Annotated in this window: 21 protein-coding genes; 1 reads left to right on the forward strand and 20 read right to left on the reverse strand. The window is 45.3% G+C overall.

Annotated features, from left to right (window positions below; all coding sequences use genetic code 11):
• The first annotated feature begins 115 nt into the window (after nucleotides 1-115).
• Complete coding sequence (locus RIH33_RS03870) at nucleotides 116-1318, forward strand: fasciclin domain-containing protein (RefSeq protein ID WP_406653806.1); 1203 nt, start codon at nucleotides 116-118, stop codon at nucleotides 1316-1318.
• Between the two features lie 55 nt (nucleotides 1319-1373).
• On the opposite strand, the gene RIH33_RS03875 is transcribed toward RIH33_RS03870, so the two are convergent.
• The 20 genes from RIH33_RS03875 to RIH33_RS03970 all read right to left on the reverse strand — a co-directional run bounded on the left by RIH33_RS03875 (nucleotide 1374) and on the right by RIH33_RS03970 (nucleotide 19671).
• Entirely contained in the window at nucleotides 1374-2216 is an 843-nt protein-coding gene (locus tag RIH33_RS03875) for an ion transporter (RefSeq protein ID WP_406653808.1), read from the reverse strand.
• A 77-nt stretch (nucleotides 2217-2293) separates the two neighbouring features.
• Nucleotides 2294-5194 (reverse strand): TonB-dependent receptor, encoded by a 2901-nt coding sequence (locus RIH33_RS03880; RefSeq protein WP_406653810.1) that lies wholly within the window; start codon nucleotides 5192-5194, stop codon nucleotides 2294-2296.
• A 223-nt stretch (nucleotides 5195-5417) separates the two neighbouring features.
• Complete coding sequence (gldC, locus tag RIH33_RS03885) at nucleotides 5418-5750, reverse strand: gliding motility protein GldC (protein WP_159580609.1); 333 nt, start codon at nucleotides 5748-5750, stop codon at nucleotides 5418-5420.
• A complete protein-coding gene (locus RIH33_RS03890) occupies nucleotides 5747-6553 on the reverse strand; it encodes a M48 family metallopeptidase (RefSeq protein ID WP_406653812.1) in 807 nt (268 codons plus the stop codon). Before RIH33_RS03890 ends, gldC begins: the two co-directional genes overlap by 4 nt.
• 15 nt (nucleotides 6554-6568) lie before the next feature.
• The gene (locus RIH33_RS03895; RefSeq protein WP_406653813.1) at nucleotides 6569-7387 is read right to left on the reverse strand and encodes a M48 family metalloprotease; all 819 of its coding nucleotides are present in this window, start codon (nucleotides 7385-7387) and stop codon (nucleotides 6569-6571) included.
• Nucleotides 7384-8319 carry a bifunctional riboflavin kinase/FAD synthetase gene (locus RIH33_RS03900; protein ID WP_406653815.1) on the reverse strand — a complete coding sequence of 312 codons (936 nt, stop codon included), beginning with the start codon at nucleotides 8317-8319 and terminating at the stop codon, nucleotides 7384-7386. Before RIH33_RS03900 ends, RIH33_RS03895 begins: the two co-directional genes overlap by 4 nt.
• On the reverse strand, nucleotides 8306-8989 hold the full coding sequence (truB, locus tag RIH33_RS03905; RefSeq protein WP_406653817.1) for a tRNA pseudouridine(55) synthase TruB: 684 nt from the start codon (nucleotides 8987-8989) through the stop codon (nucleotides 8306-8308). The genes RIH33_RS03900 and truB overlap by 14 nt, the downstream gene beginning before the upstream one ends.
• Entirely contained in the window at nucleotides 8980-9777 is a 798-nt protein-coding gene (locus RIH33_RS03910) for an undecaprenyl-diphosphate phosphatase (protein ID WP_406653818.1), read from the reverse strand. Before RIH33_RS03910 ends, truB begins: the two co-directional genes overlap by 10 nt.
• 6 nt (nucleotides 9778-9783) lie before the next feature.
• A complete protein-coding gene (locus tag RIH33_RS03915; protein WP_406653819.1) occupies nucleotides 9784-10011 on the reverse strand; it encodes a DUF3098 domain-containing protein in 228 nt (75 codons plus the stop codon).
• Between the two features lie 3 nt (nucleotides 10012-10014).
• On the reverse strand, nucleotides 10015-10905 hold the full coding sequence (locus RIH33_RS03920) for a cell division protein FtsX (RefSeq protein WP_406653820.1): 891 nt from the start codon (nucleotides 10903-10905) through the stop codon (nucleotides 10015-10017).
• A 43-nt stretch (nucleotides 10906-10948) separates the two neighbouring features.
• Nucleotides 10949-11872 (reverse strand): hypothetical protein, encoded by a 924-nt coding sequence (locus RIH33_RS03925; protein WP_406653822.1) that lies wholly within the window; start codon nucleotides 11870-11872, stop codon nucleotides 10949-10951.
• On the reverse strand, nucleotides 11872-12411 hold the full coding sequence (locus tag RIH33_RS03930) for an RNA polymerase sigma factor (RefSeq protein ID WP_406653823.1): 540 nt from the start codon (nucleotides 12409-12411) through the stop codon (nucleotides 11872-11874). The genes RIH33_RS03925 and RIH33_RS03930 overlap by 1 nt, the downstream gene beginning before the upstream one ends.
• A gap of 99 nt (nucleotides 12412-12510) precedes the next feature.
• Nucleotides 12511-13176: a ligase-associated DNA damage response endonuclease PdeM gene (gene pdeM / locus RIH33_RS03935; protein WP_406653825.1), complete on the reverse strand. Its 666-nt coding sequence runs from the start codon at nucleotides 13174-13176 to the stop codon at nucleotides 12511-12513.
• Nucleotides 13166-13597: a DUF2147 domain-containing protein gene (locus RIH33_RS03940; RefSeq protein WP_406653826.1), complete on the reverse strand. Its 432-nt coding sequence runs from the start codon at nucleotides 13595-13597 to the stop codon at nucleotides 13166-13168. The genes pdeM and RIH33_RS03940 overlap by 11 nt, the downstream gene beginning before the upstream one ends.
• A 33-nt stretch (nucleotides 13598-13630) precedes the next feature.
• The gene (locus RIH33_RS03945) at nucleotides 13631-16087 is read right to left on the reverse strand and encodes a ligase-associated DNA damage response DEXH box helicase (protein ID WP_406653827.1); all 2457 of its coding nucleotides are present in this window, start codon (nucleotides 16085-16087) and stop codon (nucleotides 13631-13633) included.
• Nucleotides 16088-16118: 31 nt separating this feature from the next.
• Nucleotides 16119-16502, reverse strand: a complete 384-nt coding sequence (locus RIH33_RS03950) for a DoxX family protein (RefSeq protein ID WP_406653828.1) — start codon at nucleotides 16500-16502, stop codon at nucleotides 16119-16121.
• A 349-nt stretch (nucleotides 16503-16851) separates the two neighbouring features.
• Nucleotides 16852-17253, reverse strand: a complete 402-nt coding sequence (locus RIH33_RS03955; protein WP_406653829.1) for a response regulator — start codon at nucleotides 17251-17253, stop codon at nucleotides 16852-16854.
• A gap of 144 nt (nucleotides 17254-17397) precedes the next feature.
• A complete protein-coding gene (locus RIH33_RS03960; RefSeq protein WP_406653831.1) occupies nucleotides 17398-17793 on the reverse strand; it encodes a DUF2784 domain-containing protein in 396 nt (131 codons plus the stop codon).
• Nucleotides 17794-17829: 36 nt separating this feature from the next.
• Nucleotides 17830-19089 carry an ectonucleotide pyrophosphatase/phosphodiesterase gene (locus RIH33_RS03965; RefSeq protein ID WP_406653832.1) on the reverse strand — a complete coding sequence of 420 codons (1260 nt, stop codon included), beginning with the start codon at nucleotides 19087-19089 and terminating at the stop codon, nucleotides 17830-17832.
• 183 nt (nucleotides 19090-19272) lie between these two features.
• Nucleotides 19273-19671, reverse strand: coding sequence for a hypothetical protein (locus tag RIH33_RS03970; protein ID WP_406653833.1), 399 nt, complete (start codon nucleotides 19669-19671; stop codon nucleotides 19273-19275).
• Between the last annotated feature and the right edge of the window lie 91 nt (nucleotides 19672-19762).

Raw genomic sequence — 19762 nt, forward strand, 5'->3', positions numbered from 1 at the left:
CATCTGGGGATGAAAATAGTATGCTTGCATAATAATTTTATCTAACTTTATGTGTTCCATAAAAATGAGAGATTGGAATTAAATTACACATTAAACAAAATCGAAGAAGATGATGATGAAAAATTCAATTAACCCATTGAAAGTCCTGGCTTTGCTTGCCGTAGTAATTGGCCTGGCATTCACCACCAGCTGTGGTGAGGATGAACCTTCATGTACTGAAACTACCTGGTATGCGGATGCCGATGCGGATGGTTTGGGTGATGCCAATACCTCTGTAAGCGCCTGTGAGCAACCAACAGGATATGTAGACAATAGTGATGATGACGATGACACTCAGGGTGAACCTACCAAGACCATCTGGGAACTTGTACAAAGCACTGAAGGTCTGGATTCACTCGAGAAGTACCTGGGTGTTTATCCTGATCTGGTAGCTACTCTGGGTGCAAGTGGTACTTTTACCCTATTTGCTCCAAACAATGATGCGTTTGTCAACTTGCTGGCCACTCCTGGATTCCCAGCTCAAATAACTTCCATCAATCCAGATATTATCAAAAATGTACTGGCTTATCACATTTCGGTGACTTCTTACCTCAAAGCAGATTTGACTTCAGGCAAACAGGTAACCACACTGGCTACTGGGCAGGGTGTAGATGTGAATAGCACAGATAAAGTTGTGGTGAATGCAGATGGAACCTTGCTTACAGGTTCTTCTAATGCTGCCATTGCCATCACCAGCGCAAACAAAAAAGCAACCAATGGTGTGATGCACGTGGTAGGATCTGTATTGATACCCCAAACAGTTGGCGCACAGCTGACTCCTATCCTTGGTACCAATGCAGGTACATTGCTATTGGGTGCTGATTTCTCACTGCTTGCTCAGGCAATCTTCAAAGCTGATACATTTGCGGCTCAAAATTCTGCAACTACGATCTACTCCATGCTTTCAGGTAATGCCACGCATACAGTATTTGCTCCAAGTAATGGAACCTTTGAAGCCGGAAGTATTACTGCTGCTTCATTTACTGCACAGCAATGGTATGGCATTATCACCACCCATATTGTTTTGTCTGAAGTGCTTTCTTCCAACATGACTCAGGGTGCACAGTTCTCTGCAGCTTCAGGAGCTACCTTGACCGTGTTATCAACTGAGGCGCCTACTGATCCATCAAAAGGTATTTTGACCGGTATTGTCATTGATTCAAATGGTGATACCACCCCAGAGGCCCAGGTGGCTGTACCTGCAAGTGCAAGCTCATCACTGGTTACCGCTAATGGGCGTGTACACGTGATTGCCGGTATATTGACACCTCCGCAATAGACCAAATCAATTGAATTTATAAAAAAAACCTCCCTGATGACTCAGGGAGGTTTTTTTATGTCTTGTCATATTGCTCCAGCCGTTCTCCACACTTAGTGCAGTAATTGGATTGACGTTCATTTCCTGTAGTACACCGCCCACAAATCTTATCTTTGATAGACCCACGACGCTCTACCTTATTGATTTCAGAAGTCATAATCCCCGTGGGCACCGCCAAAATCGCATAGCCCGTAAGCATCAACATCGTGGCAAACGACTGCCCAAGTACCGTATGAGGTGCAATGTCACCGTATCCCACTGTAGTCACCGTCACCACTGCCCAGTAGATACTTCGAGGTATACTGGTAAACCCATTTTGTCCACCTTCAATGAGGTACATCAGCGTGCCAGTGATCATCACCAAAGTAAATACCGCTCCCATAAATATCAGGATCTTGCGCTTGGCCCCTTCCATGGCCTCACCTAGCACCCTGGCTTCATTGATGTATCTGGTGAGCTTCATGATTCGGAAGACTCTCAGCAACCGTATCGCCCGGATCACTACCAGGTAGCTACCGCCTGTCACAAACAAACTAATATAAGTCGGCAACAAGGCGATGAGGTCTATCGCGCCAAAAAAGCTAAAGACATACGTCTTTGGTTTTTTACTGATAAAAATCCTCAGCAGATATTCGATGCTGAAAATGATCGTAAAGGTCCATTCGAGTATGTAGAATATCTCTTCAAACCTGATTTTGATATCCCTTACACTCTCCAGCATGACCACAACAATACTGAGTACAATGGCCACAAGCAGTACTAAATCAAAAGCCTTGCCTGCCGGTGTGTCGGTACCAAACACGACGACATAGAGCTTGCTTCTCAGTCTGCTGAAATGTTTAAAATCCCCGTTTTCCATATCCTAAATATCGCAAATCCACTAAAAAAGCCCTATCCAAATGGAAAGGGCTTCGGTTAGATTGGTGATAAAACCGTTTAGTTCATTAATTCATCAAAACTAATGGACACATAATAGATGGAACCAATATTGGGTCCTCCCAGACTTTGAATATAGTAATTATTCAGCACATTGGACCCTCCAATTTTCAAAATTGATCTCAGATTATCCAATTTTAAAGAAACCTGGGCATCCAGGGTGCCATACGATGGCACTGGCCCCCGGGCAAATGAAGACTCCCATCTGAAGGCTTCCTGCCATCTGTAGGTGACATTGAACCCAAATACATCGGTCACTTTTCTGTTGCCAAAATTGACATTGAACTTGTGTTCAGGCGTATTGAAATCATTCAGCACATTTTCATCATAGCCGCTGATGAACTTGCTCCAGGTATAGTTTCCCCCCAACTGATACCCCTTTACCAGGCTATAGGTCAGACCTACAGCCGCTCCATGGGTAGTCACTTTGCTGTCCAGATTGGTATAGATAGAAAACGCATTGTCTGCGTTACTTCTTAAAATGGTGAGATAATTGGGTTCGCCCTCGGTATCCTTGTCAGCTTTTACTACCAACTCCTGTGTGATAAAATCTGAATAACTATTGTAATAATAGACCATGTCCACCAACAGTTTATTCTGGATGAGGCTCTTATACCCCACCTCTATGGACTTTACCTGCTCGGGCTTTACGGGACTAAAATCTGTCCGTCTCACCAAAGCGGTGGCCGCCTCCGACATCTCCTGCCCGGCAAAAATATTGTTTCGAAATGCGTTCACAGAGGCCCCAGAGTAGTAATAGTTGTTTTCAGGATCAGGGAGGTACTGCTCATAAAACTGCGGTAATCCACCCAGCAATCTGCTGGAAAGCACATCCAGGTTGATGTATTGACCCTGGGTAGTAGGGAACCTGAAACCAGTCTGTACCGAAGCCCTAATATTGTGAGTTTTATTAAATGTAAATACCCCTGAGATTCTTGGATTTACCTGTCCTTTGAAGTTTTCGTTTTTGTCATAGCGCACAGACCCTGAGAGCTTGAAGTTGTCAGTAAGCCTCTTACCCGCCTGAGCATAAACGCCATATTCTTTAATAGCGATTTCATTCCCTACAGTATCCGGAAAAATAGTGCCCTTAGAGCCCAGATCATAGATTCGGAAACTGGCGCCCATCTGGAGCTCCATGAAATCAATCTCATTTTTAAAATCGTACTGCCCTTCTGCATGATACATGGCAGACTTATCTGCGAAACTTGGGCCATTCGGAATGGTTCCTTTGAGCGCCTCTTTCTTCACATCTTCAAAAGTAAGCGTATTGCCTTCCCCGTCTGTCACTGTGCCGGTTTTAGGGTCCATAATGTATCGATCATCCACTGTAGACCGGGCAAACTGGTGAGCCATCTGCTGCACCTGAAGCCGCTCAGCGTCACTCAATGAGGCAATTTCACCCGGCTCATAACCCTGATCACTGATAGAACGAAGGTACTCTATACCATAATCCACCAGATATCCCGTGAGGTCACCCTTCCCTTGATTCTCAAACGGGTTAAACCCATTGTGATAATCTCCGAAATTATAACCAACCATCAGGTCATTCACTCTCTTAGCTAAAAACTCGGTGATATAGGAGTCTCCCGAATTCTCAAAGGTGCCGTAGGCCCGAAAGAAAAAATTGTCTCCACGCAGCTGCAAACGATGTTGCTGGATCCCAAAATTGGAAAGTGAATAACGTTGAGCACCGGTATAGATACTGGTACCAAAACCTGCATTATACAAGTAACTAAGCTCCATATTATCAGTGATCCTGTAGTAGAGACCAGTATTCACTTTCATATTTTCCGCACCATAGTTGATTAAATCCACTTCCTTGTAAGGGGTAATCGTGGCCACATGGTTGGGCAGATCCCCGGCATTCATGTAGTTGGAAGCAAACCTTCCGTTCTCAAACTGAGTGGTTCGTGCAATGGTACCAAACGCCGCACTAAACGGGAATATGGCCAGGTTAATACCTGCCTCATCTCCATGGAAGTGCAGCCTGTCAGCCCCCGGATTTTCACCACCAACAGATGCCAATGGATTGAACTCAGCATTCCGGTCAGAAGCGTCCGTCCCATGCCAGTCATCAGCTTTGGAGTAGCTACCGTTAATCTTAAAAGCGAATTTGTTATTAAAGGCTTTTGCATAGCGAATGGAAGCCTCTTTCATGAGCGCCGGCCCCTGGTCTGCGGAGCTACCCACATGGTTCACTCCTGTTTTCACAAAAGCACTGGCTCCCTGATAATCAAATGCATTCTTACTATTGATAAGCAGCACACCATTAAACGCACTTGGGCCGTACAGCGCTGACGAAGCCCCTGGAATCAATTCTACACTTTCTACATCCAGTTCAGAGGGTCCATTAAGGTTACCTATCGGAAAATTAAGAGCGGGCGCCTGTGTATCCATCCCGTCTATCAGTTGTACAAATCGGGTATTACCAGTATTCCCAAAACCTCTGGCATTGATAATCTGAAAATTGATACTACTGGAAGCCACATCCACTCCCTTCAGGTTGGCAATTGCTTTGTAATAAGTATCTGACGAGGTATTTTGAACAGCAAGTATGTCCATTTTCTCAATACTCACGGGAGATTGGAGTATGCTCTCCTCCACACGTGAGGCGGAAACCACTACCTCCTGCCCCAGCATGAAAGATTCCGTGAGCTTCACCTGAAGGTTTGAAATAACCGCCTGATCAATCTCTATTTCCTGACGCTCAAATCCCACGAAGGAGATCACCAAAGTCACCGGAGGAGGTGAGGTGATTTTCAAATTGAAGTTTCCCTGAACATCGGTAATGGTACCCAGTACCGTCCCTTTTACCAGCACGTTTACTCCGATAAGTGCTTCTCCTGTTCGGTCGTCTGTCACCTGACCAGCGATGTTAACCTGACCGTATGCATGCATACCAATTAAACAAAGAAGAAGGAAACTCAGATAAAATTTGATCCTAGAAAGCGTCATTAGGGTAGAGGTTAATGTAAGTATGATAGTAAAAGCTAATATTAGATAAAAATATCAAGATTTTCTCCCTAAAACCATAGGTATTCTGATCAAACAAACAATTTCGGGCATAAAAAAGCCTGTTGGTGTCAACAGGCTTTACCTTCATATCTCTTTCGTATTCTTTCTAACCCACCTCATCCTTCAGATGAGTTACAAACCGGTCACAAAGTGCATTGAGCTCGGATGACATGTATTCATCTCCGGTGCTGTTCAGCACAGACTGAGCTAACCCACCCAGGCAATCGATGTAGAACCGCTTCATGTCTTCCACAGGCATGTCCTTAGTCCAGAGATCTATCCGCAGTGTGTTTTTGGTCTTTTCATCCCAGAGTGACAAGCTCATGGATTTCGTCTCAGAAGCTCCCGGCTGATCCTTTTCGTCTGCATCCCAGGTTATTTTTTCCGGGATGTTCTGGTCATCCAGCTCCACCGTAATATTGATGTCTGATTTTTTCATTCAGGTAAACTATTTTTAAAATCTTGGTATGTAAATCCGCTCTCGGTAATGTTGCCGGTATCGCACGCCAGCTTATCCGCTTTGGCATTGATATCGGCTACTCTGTTGTCAGGAGAAGGGTGGGTACTCAAAAAAGCAGGCGTGCTGCCCCCCTGCCCTTCATCCAATAACTTTTGAAAGAAACTGGCGGCACCATTACAGGCGTAATCTGTATTGGACAGGTACTGCACCGAAAAATCGTCTGCTTCCGTCTCAGCGCTTCTGCTAAATGCTAAAATAGCTCCGGTACCTGCAATCTGACCAGCCACCTGAGCCAGCTGCGAGGCATCCTCACCCAGGGCGATGCTCAAAAGAATCTGCACCCCATAGGTCTTTTGTAGCTGCTTGGAGCTGTGCCGCTGATCCGAATGAGCGATCTCATGGCCCATCACTCCGGCCAGGTCATCGGCTGTTTCCAGGTATTTAATCAACCCGGTATACACATAGATGTAACCACCCGGAGTGGCAAAAGCATTGAGCACATCATCCTCAATGATGTGTAGTTTCCAAACAAACTCGTCTTTGTAGCTGACTTTACCCGAATTGAGGATGGCATTTTTCATGCTCTCCAGATAGGCATAAGCCTCCGGATATTCTGAGGCTGACAATATATTGAAACTGGTATCTGAGGCAATCTGAGCCGCCACCTGTGCACCCAGCTCTTTGTCTTGCTCTATCGAAAAAAAACTGACGTCTCCATTCTTATCGCAGGCCATCGAAAACAGCAAAAGAAATAAGACCAAGGCTCGGGATAAAATTTTCATCGTTCTCATAGTTACTTAAGGAAGGCTGGCTTTAAACTGCGTATAATTCATACCAGTCTCTTTGATGAGGTCCGTGCTGCACGCTGCTGACTGTGCGGTGGCATTGATGTCACTCACTCTGCTTTTGGGGCTGGGGTGCGTACTCAGAAACTCCGGTGTACCGCCAGCTTGCCCCTGATCCAAAAGCTTTTGGAAAAAAGAAGCGGCTCCATTGCAGGCATAAGGGGTATCACCCAGGTACTTCACAGAGTACTCATCGGCCTCTGATTCGGCACTTCTGCTAAATTTCAAAATAGCCCCAGTGCCTGCCAGCTGTGCTGCAATTTGAGCGAGCTGAGTTGGTTCGTTGCCCAGTGCTATACTCAGAAGGATGTTTAACCCATATTGTTTTTCCAGTTGCTTGATAGAATGCCTCCTGTCGGCATGTGCAATCTCATGGCCCATCACACCTGCCAGGTCATCTGCTTTTTCAAGGTATTTGATCAGGCCCGTATAAACATAGATATAGCCTCCTGGGGTGGCAAAGGCATTAAGCACTTTGTCATCCTGAATGATTTTCAACTCCCAGGCAAACTCCCTTTTGTAGTCGATATCATTACTGGCCAGTATTTTGTCTCGCATGGCATTGAGGTATTGGTAAGCCTGAGGATATTTACTCTCAGATAAAACCGGATATTCAGCAGGGTTGCTGGCTATCTCCTGGCTCACCTGCTCTCCCAACTTCTTGTCATCCGAAGGGGCAAAAAGCAAAGAAGTGACTTTTCCTCCTGAAGCTACGCACCCCGACAAGAGGACCATGATGATCAACGATGCGTTTAACTTTAGTACATTCATGTCTGTTGGTTTAAAATCCGAATTGCTTCTAATTTATCCAGGGAGAGTTGTTCTTTCAATCGTTCAATGCTTTCAAACTTTCTCTCCGACCTTAATAACTTAATGAACTCAATAGTGAGGCGCTGATTATAGATATCTGCATCAAAATTAAACAGATTTACTTCAATCCTTCGCTCCTCACCAGAAACTGTAGGTCGCTGCCCAATGTTTAGCATGCCCTGGAATTTCTTTCCCTCAAGGCTAACCAATACGGCGTAGGCCCCATCGGCAGGAATGAGCTTGTAAGCCTCCGGTACATCAATATTAGCGGTAGGAAACCCAATACTACGACCTATCCGATCCCCGTCTTTCACAAAACCGGAGAGACTATAGGGTCTTCCCAAAAAATCATTGGCAATGTGAATGTTGCCCTCGGCAAGGGAGTTTCTGATCAGCGTGGAGCTCACACCCACATCCTCAATGTCCTTTCTGGAGATCTCCTTTATGGCAAAACCATACGCTCCTGAATGTTCCATCAAGTAGTCAAACCCCCCTTCCCTGTTCTTCCCAAACCTATGGTCATGACCAATCACCAAAAGTTTGGTGTTGAGCTTTTCCACAAGAACCTGTCGGATGAATTGGTCCGAAGTGAGTTCCGAAAATTCTTTGGTAAAAGGTATTTTGACTAAATAATCAATTCCATTCTCAGCCAGCAACTCCACCTTTTCTTCAAAGGTGGTTAGCAACTTAAGGTCTCCGGCATCCTTTTTCAACACAAATCGGGGATGTGGCCAAAAAGTAAGCACGATGCTCTTTCCTCCTTTTCTCTTCGCTTCGTGGACGATTTTTTGAAGGATTTTCTGATGTCCCACATGTACCCCGTCAAAAGTGCCACTGGTCACCACAGCATACGCCGGCGCTTCAAACTGAGAAAGATCATCAATCAGCTTCATAAGCTCGAACTTTGGCAACAAATGCTTCCAATTCCTCAGCATCACTCACCTGATACTCACCAATACTGGTTCGCCTCAAACTTGAGAGGTGTCCCCCTACTCCAAGTAACTCACCAAAATCACGAGCGATGCTACGGATATAAGTTCCTTTTGAGCAACTAATATGAAAATGGACATTAGCACCCTCCACCTTGAGCAATTGAAACTCATGAATGGTAATGCTTCGGGGGTCCAGCTTTACTTCGATATTCTTTCTGGCCTTCTTGTATGCCCGTTCGCCGTTTACCTTCACAGCAGAGTGAGCGGGTGGCACCTGCTCTATGGGGCCTGTAAGCTTCAGCGCAGCACCCTGAAGGTCTTCCATAGTCAAGTGACTAATATCAGCCTCAGAGTCAAATTCAGTCTCCAGGTCATAAGATGGAGTGGTTTTTCCTATGGTGATGACTCCCTCATAGGTTTTATCCAGGCCCTGTAGCTCATTCAGCTTTTTGGTGAACTTACCTGTGCCGATAAGTAGTAAACCTGTAGCCAAGGGATCGAGTGTCCCTGCGTGCCCGATCTTCTTGACTTTAAGTGCGTAACGCAGTTTTTTCACCACATCGAAAGAGGTCCATGTGAGTGGCTTATCTATAAGCAGTATTTGTCCTTCTGTGTAGGCATTTACATCCATATCTGAGAAATAATGGCAACAAGTCCGATGACCAGACAATATGCCGCGAAGTAAGTGAGTTTACCCTTTCTCACAATACCAATCATCCATTTACAAGCCACGTAGCCAGCCAGAAATGCTGCCAGAAACCCCACCACCATGGAGGGACCAGACAGCCCCTCGTGAGCCGCAGGTGCTTCAAAGTAGTCCTTCAGCTTCAGCATGCTGGCTCCCATAATAGGAATAAGCACCATCAAAAATGAAAAGCGGGTGATTTTGTTCTTTTCAACCCCCAAGAGTAATCCGGTTGCTATGGTGGCACCGGACCTGGAAATACCGGGTAAGATGGCCACGGCCTGGGCCAGTCCAATGATGAGGGCGTATGCTTTGCTCACCGGTTTCTCGTTATCCTTCTTAAAATGAGAAAAAAACAAAAGTGCAGAAGTAACCAAAAGCATGCTCCCCACCAACAACAGATTGCCAGTGAAAAGGGCTGTAATCTCATCTTCAAAAAACACACCCACAATCCCAACAGGAATCATGGAAATAATGATTTTGAGGGCAAAATCCCAGGAATCATTCCAGCGAAACTGAAACAACCCTGCAATGATCTCTGCTATATCCTTCCTAAAAACCACTATGGTACTCAATGCAGTGGCCGCATGTACGATCACCGCAAACAGCAGGTTCTCCTCTGATTTCACCCCCAACAACACGGTGCCCATCTCCAAATGCCCGCTGCTGCTGACTGGTAAAAACTCAGTTAATCCCTGAATAACTCCAAGAATTAACGCCTCAATCCAGGTCATAGGCTATTATTGGCTATCTGATTCTGATTTCTTTGATTTGTAAAAGATGGCTACAAACTCAATCAGGAATCCAAGCATCACCACTATGGGTCCAAGTGTAAGGCCCAGAAAACCAAATCCGTAAGGCTCACTATCGGAGGCCATGATGAAAAAACCCAACACCAGGGTCAGTACGCCCGCGAGCATGATGATATAATTGGCCTTTTGAAAGGCGAATTTATGTTGATCTGACATAAGCTAGTAAAGTTCGTCTAATGACATTTGTAAATATTTTTTGACTGCCCGGTAGGTACTTAAAAAACCTACGGTAATTCCAAGAACGATTAATCCCCCGAAAAGTATTCCTAAACTTTCAAAATCCTGGAGCGCTCTGATATCTTCTATCCGCTGGTTGGCATACATCATCAGCGCCAGCAGCATCAATGATGAAAAGAGTCCTGCAAGAAAACCATACCAAATGGAGCGTCTGAGGAAGGGCTTTCGAATGAACCCGGACGTGGCTCCCACCAGCTGCATACTGCGAATAAGAAAACGCTGGGAAAACAAAGCTAATTTGATGGTATTATTGATGAGAATAACGACCACAATAAGCAGAATAGTAAAAAAACCAATCAGAATCACTCCAATCTTGGCTAGGTTTTCATTGATGCTTTCTACCAGAGATTCTACATAGGACACTTCGTAGACGCCGCTCATCTTCTCTATGTCCTTTTTAATCATCTTCAGGGAATCTGCAGACTGGTAATTCGTTTTCACATTGATGATCAGTACATCTCGGAGCGGATTATCTCCTAAAAACTCTTTGAAGTCTTCTCCCGTATCTTCTATGAACTGTGTAGCCGCTTCGTCTTTCGTAACAAGCCTTATTCTGGGCTCGTTGTTTTCTTTGATCACATAGTCCTTGGAACCGATGGTGCGATTGATCTTACTCACCTCTCCTGTGGAAATCTGCTTATTCAAAAAAACCTGCAGCTCTATGTTTTCCTGGATAATGCTGGTCAGCTTATTGGCATGCAGAGCCATGAGACCAAATAGTCCGATCACAAAGAGTGCCAGCGTGATGCTAAAAGTAACACTCACGAAGGGATAGCTCCCTAATTTCCTTTTTGTACGGGTTTTCTGTTCCATCCCGCCCCAAAACTAAATAATGTAACCCGAAATGCAGAGAATGCTAGAGCTTATTGTTTCTGACTATTTCCAACTCCTGAAGAAGCTGCTGATCCGCAATTGGAGATAGCTCCTGCACCTTGTCGCTGACAATGATGGAATAGTACTCCTGATCATAGTAGAGGTATAGTTTTCGCTCCGTGGGTCTGTTGATTTCTATGATTTCGTAAGGCGCGCTATTGAAATCTCCATACAGGAAGAGTTTCCCGTCGAAATACTTGTATTTGATGGTTTCGGAGTTGCGTTGAATGGTCTCTACACTAATTGGACTTTCGTTTTCGGGAGAAAGGACGTCCATTTCCGTCATCTCAGGCAGGTTGGCATCCTGAACTTTCAACCCTTTCTCTTCACTCAATTCGCCCAGATCCGGCAAATCCACCACTGGCAGGAATTCAACTTCTTTTTCAGCTGATACTTTTGATTTCTCGGATCCTCCGGATTCGATTTTCTCTTCAAAGATGTTACTCTTTTCGGCCACTTTCTTAGAAGGTTCGGCTGTAACACGTGTTTCCTCCACACCAGATAACTCCGGGAACTCAAACTGATAAACCTCCGACTGCTCGGGAGTATTAACCTCCATAGGCTCCAAAGCCACTTGCTCAGGAGTCAGATCCTCATTGCCAGTGAAAACCAAATAGGCAGATACACCAATAAGTGATGCCACAAGCACCCCTCCGACACTTTTCAGTACTGTGCTACTCCCCAACTGGCCGATACCCATCCAGCCTGACCCCACTTCAATGGCATTCAGCCTGGCTTTCAATTCAGCCTTTCGATACTGTGAGATGCCTTCTACAACAGATTGTTCAAAACGAACCTGTTCCATCAGTTCAGGGCTATTGGACATTTCTGCTTCGAATGCGCTGCGTTCGGATGAACTGAGCTCATTTCTTAGGTAGCTATCTATTTGGTGCGGCGTTGGATTCATTAATCAAAAAAGTCGGTTGTGGTATATCGTGCTTTTATTAAACTATCTAATTTCTTCTTACACTTATATTTTTTGGTCTTGGCTGTATCCGTGTTAGCAAAATTCAACTTTTCCGCTATATCGGTCATGTTCAGACCATCAAAGTAATAATATGTTAATATTCTCTTACAGGTATCGCCAAGTTCACTAATACATTGCATGACTATTTTATATCGCTCATTCTCGTCATGCCCCTGAAACTCTTCGCTATCCACCTCTTCGTTGGATAACCTGCTCTTCCTGTCTAATTCCTTTCTCCACTGGTTCAGACAAATACTATAAAGAAAGGTGCTAATCTTTGAAGTCAGCACCAGCTTCCCACTAATAGCCTTTTGCCAAAATGCCAAAAGCGCCTCCTGATAAACATCCTTGGCTTCTTCTTCTGTACCATTGTTTTTCAGGACGAGATTAGTCATCATCCTGTAGTACTTCTTATACAGATAGTCAAGGGCGGTTTCGTCTCCTTTTGCAATTTTCTCAAGAATCTCACTATCCTTCATAGCATCAGGAGCTCGCGCTCTGTCATTAAATACCTCATTTCGTAATAAAGTAACCGCATTGTCGATGAATTGCTCGTTTCTGGCTGTAAAATTAGTGATTTACCCCACTAACCCTATCAAAAGGTCCTCGCCAATTGCAAAAACCTGATCTCCTGCCTTGGCGCGAATGGGGTGATTTCCTGTAAATTCCCCAAAAGCCGGAAGTAATCCATGATCCTGCCCAAAGTAAAAACAAGGTAAAGTTACCCCTTGCCTGGCCAGTCCGCTGAGCCTGATGGATGGGTGTATATGGCCAGAGATGTTGTAAGCTTTGGACTGACGTGTTTCATGGGTGAATTCGAAGGGTCCATGCAGGTATTCTTCACACAGCTGAACTTTTGTCCTTTCATACTGAGCGTGATCCAAAATGTCGTGATTCCCCAAAATCAGGATCTGTTCGAGGTTGGAGTGAAAATTGGACCAGTGGGTAAAATCCTGCCACTCCTCGTTTTGGTCGCTGTGAAAAAGATCACCAAGAAAGAGTATGCGTTGGGGTCTGTAGCGTTCAATCAAGGAGTTGACCCGTTGGAGGTCTGAGATGTGAATCTGCGAGGGTACTGGGATTCCGTGTTTTCTGAAATGTCCGGCTTTGCCCAAATGCAGATCGGACACCACAAGTGCTGAATGATCCTCCCAGAAAATGGAACGGTCACAACTCAACACCAAGGATTGTCCCTTGTGGTGAAATGGATATTCGGAACCTTTTATTTCCAGATCACTCCGCATAAGGGAGCCAGGTCTGTGTGCGGAACAAAAACATGACGTATCCGCGCACCTTGAGGGTCCCCTCCTCACTTAACCATATTTTGCAATCATATACATTACCACTCTCCGGGTCCAGAATCTCTCCACCACTGTACTCCTCGTCATCCTGATCATACCTGAGTCCATTGATGATTTCCATTCCGATAATTTTCTGGTTTTTGCGCTGCCCGGGGCACACCTTACAAATGGGATCCTGCTCCTCATCAGGCGATCGGAACAAGCGAACAATAGAGCCGAAAATCTGCCCGTTTCGCTCTTCTATTTGCACGATGGATCGCGGCTTTCCGGTTTCGTCATCTATGGTTTTCCAAAGTCCGGTTGCGGACTGAGCCTTCACTGTGAACAGGCCAAAAAAAAGGAGTAAAATGAAAATGGTTCTCATATTCAGGATTTTCCGCAAAGTAATGAAAATACCCTATTTGGCCGCCGCACGCTCCAGTTGTATTTGCATTTTCCGGATGCGATCGGCCAGCTGCTCGGAGGTCAGTTTTTGCCTGCGAAACATATCCACCAGTATAGGAAAGGCAAACGGTGTAGGCTTATCGGTCTCCTTCAGGACGATGGTTTGCTGGTTGATACGTCGGACGGCCTCAAAAAGCCGGGAATGCTCCAGCTGCAATGTCATCACCTCCTCCATGGACTGACGAACAAGCAGATTCCCCTGGTCGTACTCTTCAAAGACTTTGAACAAGATACCGGAAGAGGCCTGCAAATGACGGGATTTAATGTTTTTGCCAGGGTAACCCTGAAAGATAAGCCCGGCTATTGTAGCCACATCACGAAACTTTCGCTGAGCCATCTCAGTCATATTGATGGACTCGTAAATATCGGGCATCAGGTTTTCTTCCGAAAAGAGGTCTAGTTCAAGGGCCTCCTCTATGGGTATTTCCTGATCTGATAACATTTCAAACCCATAATCATTCATAGAAATGGAAAATGAAATGGGCCTGATCCGACTAATCCGCATGGCGATGACGCCAGCAAGCACCTCGTGAACAAACATTCCTTCAAATGGAAAAATGAAGATGTGATGACCAAACCGGGTTTTGGTTTTCTCTATGAGGAGCTGATCGGAAGAGGGAATCATAGACCATCGGCTTTGAAGGTCCAGAATGGGACGAATGGTTTGCATCTCGACAGACGAAAAATCGCCCCGAATGGCCCCATCCAACTTCTCTCTGATTTTGGATGCCAACATGGAAGAAAGGGGTAACCGACCTCCCATCCACTGAGGGGTGAGTCCGCTTTTCTTGTTGGATTTCCGCACCAGCACGGTCAGGTCTTTGATTCTCACAAACTCCAGGTTTCTGCCCGAAAACCAAAATGTATCTCCCGCATTCAGACGTGACACAAAACTCTCCTCTATGGTGCCGATGTACCCTCCGGTAATAAACCTGACTTTAAGGGCAGGATCACCCACTATGGTCCCTATAGAAAGCTTATGTCGGGTTGCGGCCTTCTTATTCATGATTTTGTAAACCCCATCATCGTTGTATACCCTGGCAAATTCATCATACTGCCCTAATGTTTTACCTCCGGTAGTGATAAAATCGAGGCACCAATTCCACTCCTCGGCGGTCAACAACCGATAACTATACGTTTGTCGCACCTCTTCCAGTATCTGAAGTGGCCTGAATCCCCCGCTCACTGCGAGGGTAACCAGGTACTGCACCAATACATCCAGACTCTTTTGCAAGGGATTTCTACTTTCAAACATTCCCTCTGCTATGGCCTCCCTTAGGGCTGCACCTTCTATAAGTTCCAGGGAGTGTGTGGGCACAAAATAGATCTTACTGGTAGCTCCCGGTTGATGGCCACTACGCCCGGCCCTTTGAAAGAAACGCGAGACACCCTTGGGCCCACCGATCTGTATGACAGTGTCCACTGGACGGAAATCTACGCCCAGATCAAGACTGGAGGTGCACACCACCAATTTGAGTTTTTCTGCGTGAAGGGCATCCTCTACCCACCCCCTGATGTCATGATCCATGGAACCGTGATGCATGGCAATGGTACCCGATAGTTCTGGCGCAAACTTGAGAATGGCCTGATACCAAAGCTCCGTTTGAGAGCGGGTATTGGTAAAAAGCAAGGTGGTTTTGCTCCTGTGAATGATCGGAAGAATTTTGGGTAGTAGCTTGGTGCCCAGATGACCCGTCCATGGAAATTTTTCCACCTCATCGGGTAATACAGACTCCACCTGCACCTTCTTATCCAACCGGGATTTAATCACCACACCTCGCCTGTAGCTGTCTTCGCCCAAAATCACACGCTTGGCCTGGGGCAAATTGCCAATGGTGGCTGAAATCGCCCAAACCTTAAGCTGTGACTCAGTGAGGTGTTTAAGCCTGGAAATGGCCAACTCCGTGGCCACCCCACGTTTGGTCCCCAGAATTTCGTGCCACTCATCCACTATGATGGCCTTTACTCCTTTGAAGAAATTGGGGTAGTCACTCTGACTTAGTAAAACATGAATACTTTCCGGAGTAATGACCAAAGCCTGCGGGGCAATTTTCTTTTGCCTTTGACGCTCTGTGGTGGTGGTATCTCCGGTTCTCAGGCCAACTGTCCACCGAAGACCCATGTCATCACAGACGGTTTGCATGGCACGTTGTATATCCTTGGCCAGAGCCCGGAGTGGGGTCACCCATAAAATCCGCAACTCAGGAGTGACCTCTGAGGGATGATGATCCCTGAGAAACTCCAAAATACATGGAATCCAGAGTGCGTACGTTTTTCCACTACCGGTTGGCGCGTTGAGTAACCCACTCTGACCACTGAGATAAGCCTGCCAGGTCTCCTTTTGGAAGGCAAATGGCTCCCATCCCCTGGATTTAAACCAGGAATGTGCGGGTTCTAATTCACCTTCCAATATACCTTTTGCTCAGAAATGATCCGGATGCTCAAAATCTCTGTCCAATCAGTGGAATATCCTTCTTCCGCATGATCAGGAGTAGTAAACAGCTGATAAAAACAGTAAGCGCATAGTAGAACAGCCGTCCATCATCTCCCAACACCTCAATACCGAGAGAAGTCAGGTGGAAAAACAAAGCTCCCGAGATGACCCCCAGACCCAATATGGCACCATATGCCCTATATTTTTGGGAAAGTAAAAGGACACCTGCCAAAAGTTCCACTATTCCAGAAGCATACCTTCCCCAGGGTTCCATGCCCACCTGAGTGAAGATATATACACTCTCATCGCTCCCCGAAAACTTGTAAAAAAGGGTCTGCAAAAGCAGAAACGCTGCCAGGATACTCAGCAGCCATTCGAAAAGTATTTTCATATTGAACTTGAATTAGTGATAGGATAAGATAAAATAAATCCCCTTCATTCCCTCAACCCGGGAACAAAAAAAAGCCCCCCTCAAAATTGAGGGGAGCTTATCACCAACCTAACCTAACTAAAAAGTTTCTTCAGAGCTAAGATCATTTTCTGATGTTAAACTCTGAATACTTATTAGCTATAACTATGCCAAAAATTAAACTTCTGTAAAATTTTCCGGGAAATATTCAAACAATGTATAAGCCATTAATCGAAATGACTAAAATGGCATCAACGAACGTCTTCTTTCTCTCAGAACGAGGAAAAAAGTCTCAATTTGACAATGAAATGGTCTTGAGGGGACGACTAACTCAGTCGTAAATGATGTGCTCAGATTTCTCTTCTGTGAGTAACCTCTCGAAGATTCCTTGTAAATGATCAAAATCCCAAGGCTTGGAGATATAAGCATGGATCCCAAACTCTTCATTCGCTTCCTGCAGATCCTCCTTCTTCACAAACCCGCTTAAAATGATTCTGCGGATAGTACCGTCGTGCTCATATACTTTTCTAAGAAAATCAGTACCGATCAACTCGGGCATCCGGTGATCTGACACGACTATGTTGATTTTATTCTCCTTGATGATCTCAATACCTTCCAGGGGACTATCAGCTATAATCACGTTGTAAATTCTTCGAAACGCAGACTTGAAACTTCGAAGATTCGCCCGCTCATCGTCTACGTACAGTACCGTATATTCTTTTGATTGTCTCATGTTACCCTAGAAAGCACCAAGATAAATCAACTATCGCTTAGTTAGAGATTTTTTTGCGTGATTGGGACTTTTTCCTGAATGAAAATGTCAATTTTCATCTGGTTTGGTTTGATTGTTACGTGAACAGGAATTTTCAACGTCATTTCAAGCCACCTGACCACTGGCCTCCGATCTGGTATTGCGGTTTTTTCGGTGAACGACAAATGACATCATCGATCCGAAAATAAGCCCACCCGCCGTAATGGCATCATAAAAGCTCCTTGAAAAAGAAAGTCCCAAATAGTGTTCAATCAGATAACCAATGAAAGATCCGGACATTCCTGTCTCCCCCAGCGCACGTTTGACATCCCAGTGCCAATCGGTAAGGGGGCAGTAACCAATCACTCCTTTATACAAGCCAAGAAGCATCCAGGCCAAAAATGTAAGCAGTAGCGCTGTTATGTGTGCTTTCCGGGTTTTGGAATGAGCCCAACCAAACAACACAAACAGAACAAATGCTGAATGAAAAACGGTCAGAAAAGTATCTAAATACTGTAGCATGGAAGCGTATTATCTAAAAGCATGCCAAATCATTCGTTAGTCCTGCTTGAGCAGGATCTCCAGTGCATTCAAATTTCCGTCTATGGGCTCAGAAATGGTCAGACCAAGAAGTTGGGCAATAAAAGGATAAATATGAATATTTTCCACGGGGGGCATTTCCAAACCCGACTTCAACTTTGGGCCCGTGGCGTAAAAGATCGCACCCATATTCTCGTCGGTATAGGGATTGAAGCCATGTGTGCCGCCGGTGACCGGCATGGGTTTTTCCAAAATGATCGTAGGTGCATCAGTTACGAGTATAAAATCGCCAATCCGGTCATTATTTTTAAAGGATAAGTATTCAGGGATGTTTTTTCTCGTATACACATTCATATTTGGCACCTGAAGCAGCTGATCATAAAGTTTCAGCCTTTTGGTACTGTCTGGTTGATAAATCATTGGTGGAAAGCTGTAGGAAACCTGTGCATCATCAAGATCCACCACCTCCGGCAGCACAATCCCATGACTAATGGCTGACATGCCATGATCTGAAACCAGCACGACGTGAACCGGCAAATTCAATTGATTCAAAGAATCCATAAAATCTCCGATAAGGGAATCCACTTTCAATACCGCCTCTCCTGTTTTGGGGTGGTCGGGCCCGTACTTGTGCCCTACATCATCTACGAGTGAGAAATACACTGCCATCATGTGTGGACGCCTGGCCTCCGGCAACCTCAGCCAATCGAGCACCTGACGCAGCCTGTATTCATTGGGCATGCTTCCGTCGTAGGCATAGTTGTAGGTAGGTTTTACTCCGCGGACAGGTGATTCCGCACCCACCCAGAAGAAGCTCGCAGAAAGCATCCCCTGCTTCTCCGCCAATACCCATAAAGGTACACCGGCGTACCAGCTCGCATCCCTGACCGCCTCCCTATCCCACACATGATACCAGGCTTGCCTTGACCTGCTGTAAAAGCTGTTTCCCACCAGGCCATGGTTGCCAGGTAGTAATCCTGTGACGATGGTGTAGTGATTAGGGAACGTCTTAGATGGGAATGAAGGCAACAATCGTTCTGATTTGACGCCTGAATCCCCTAGCTTTTGTATGTGCTCAGCGCCGTACTTCTTGGCATAATCAAATCGAAAGCCATCAATGCCCACAAGCACCACGTACGCCTGCTGCAGCGCCCAGTCACTGTTATATCGATCTATGACCTGCTGCTGAGCCTGAGCATCCTTGTAAGAGATTCCCTGTGCCTGCGTAAGCAGGATGGTACCTAATACTGAAACATAAAAAAGGAATGATCTTTTCAAATGATGCTTTCTCTAAGTGGGTTCACCAAAGCCCCTTTATTGAAAGGTGCCCGGATGTCTGCAAAACTCCGAAATATTATGCAGTTACAAATGAGTCAAGAGTAATTTTACAGGAGTGGTCCCATAAAAAAATCCTCCTGATCTGATATCAGGAGGATTCTAACTACAGTAACCACTAAAAAATCAGGAGAGATCGATAAACTCCTTCACTTCAGTTTTTATTCTTTCAGACTTCACCCTCAGAGCGGCAGGTGATATATCCACCAACTCCTTCAGCGAATCATATAATTCGGTTTTCCGCGCCAGCTTCTTTTCAAATTCAGCAGGATCCAACTCCGGTGACTCTTCCCGCTTCAGTTCTGAAAGTGTTTTCTTATCCTTTTTTAGTTCCTCTTTCATCAGAGGCATCAGCTCCTCTATGGCCTCTCTGGCCTCATGAAAGTTCCTCCCTTCTATCGCCTTTTCCAGCTTTTCGGAGAGTAATTGAAAATTCGCTTCTTCTCCTCCACTCAGACAAAATGCAGGAAATGCATAAGTCATGAACATGAGGGCAACGGTAATTAGACGGCTGGATTTTCTCATACTTTTTTCGATTATATCCTGCACAAATATAGATAAATTATTTAAACACCTATAAAACAGTCATTTAGATATAACTAATTAAAGTTATAAT

This window comes from Marinoscillum sp. (genome assembly GCF_040222955.1).
Lineage (GTDB): Bacteria > Bacteroidota > Bacteroidia > Cytophagales > Cyclobacteriaceae > Marinoscillum.